Origin of the sequence: Pseudomonas sp. PB105, assembly GCF_009764655.1 — a bacterium.
Classification (GTDB): domain Bacteria; phylum Pseudomonadota; class Gammaproteobacteria; order Pseudomonadales; family Pseudomonadaceae; genus Aquipseudomonas; species Aquipseudomonas cyclaminis.
In genome coordinates, this window is the sequence record NZ_RWIO01000067.1 from 1 (window position 1) to 1,372 (window position 1,372).

Sequence of the window (1,372 nt, forward strand, 5' to 3'; positions counted from 1 at the left end):
GAGAGTGTCAGATTTTTTGTGTTCGGGCCGGTTACGGCCTGCCGTCAGGCAGGCCATCTTTACCAGGTCGGCCTGATAAATCGATCTCCGTACAGAATCGCAAATTGATTCATTGCGTTCTTCCAATCATGAGCTGCACTGCCCCAGTTCGCGGTGATATTTCGTAATGCCAGCCAGATTAGTTTTGTCGCGGCCTCATCCGTTGGGAAGTGGCCTCGCGTCTTGATGACCTTGCGCAACTGGGCATTGATACTCTCGATGGCATTGGTTGTGTAGATCACTTTGCGTATCGCCGGGGGAAACACGAAGAACGGGATAACTCGATCCCAAGCACGTTTCCAAGCTGATACGACTGTCGGATATTGCTTACCCCAAGGCCCGGCTTCGAAAGCCAGTAGCGCTTGTTCTGCGGCGTCAGCATTGAGTGCTTGATAGATCGGTTTCAGTGCCTTGGCCAGCTCACGGCGCTTATCCCACGGGGCGTAATCGAGGCTGTTACGGATCAGGTGGACGATGCAGGTCTGCAACGTCGTCTCAGGAAACACAGCACTCAGCGCTTCGGGCATGCCTTTGAGACCGTCAGTTACGGCGATCAAGACGTCTTCGACGCCTCGGGTTTTCAGGTCGTTAAAGACCTTCATCCAAAATTTGGCGCCTTCGGTTGTTTCAATCCAAATGCCCAGAATATCTCGCGTTCCGTCCGGCAATACTCCCAGTGCCAAGTAGATCGCTTTGTTGCGAACCAAGCCTTCGTCGCGAATTTTGACTCGCAATGCATCGAAGAAAATTACCGGGTACATCGGTTCAAGCGGTCGCTGTTGCCAGGCGGTAACCTCCTCCAACACTGCGTCAGTGACGGAGCTGATGAAATCGTGAGAGACGTCTGTTCCGTACTGTTCAGAGAGAAACGCCCGGATTTCGCGAACCGTCATGCCTCGGGCATACATCGCGATAATCTTGTCATCGAAGCCGGTAAAACGCCGTTCGTGTTTGGGGATCAGAATCGGAGCAAAGCTTCCATCACGGTCTCTGGGAATGTCCAAACGCAGCGGACCGTCATCGGTTAGCACCGTTTTTCCGCTCTTGCCGTTGCGCTGGTTACTCGACTCCTCAGGGCGCTCCGCGCCCTGAGGATAGCCAAGGTGGTGGCCCAACTCGGCACCAAGAGCTCGCTCGATCAGCGCCTTTTTGAACGCCATCGAGGCATCCTGAATGGCTTCGGCACTCATCGGGCCGCTGACGAACTGGTCGATCAGCTCTTGGGGAATGGATGGAAGGTCTCGCGGGGCCTCACGGGCCGGTTTCTTTTTGGTCGGCATACATGCACCTCTATCAACATGTTATGCCCGAACACAAAATTTATGACAGTCCC

General features: G+C 54.2%; 1 protein-coding gene. It reads right to left on the reverse strand.

Annotated elements, in window-relative coordinates; genetic code table 11:
- Nucleotides 1–59 precede the first annotated feature (59 nt).
- Nucleotides 60–1,319, reverse strand: coding sequence for an IS256 family transposase (locus EJD88_RS17965; RefSeq protein WP_015372597.1), 1,260 nt, complete (start codon nt 1,317–1,319; stop codon nt 60–62).
- Nucleotides 1,320–1,372 lie beyond the last annotated feature (53 nt).

Excerpts from the sequence above, each read along its gene's own strand:
- EJD88_RS17965 (WP_015372597.1), bottom strand. The coding sequence starts at position 1,319 with ATGCCGACCAAAAAGAAACCGGCCCGTGAGGCCCCGCGAGACCTTCCA.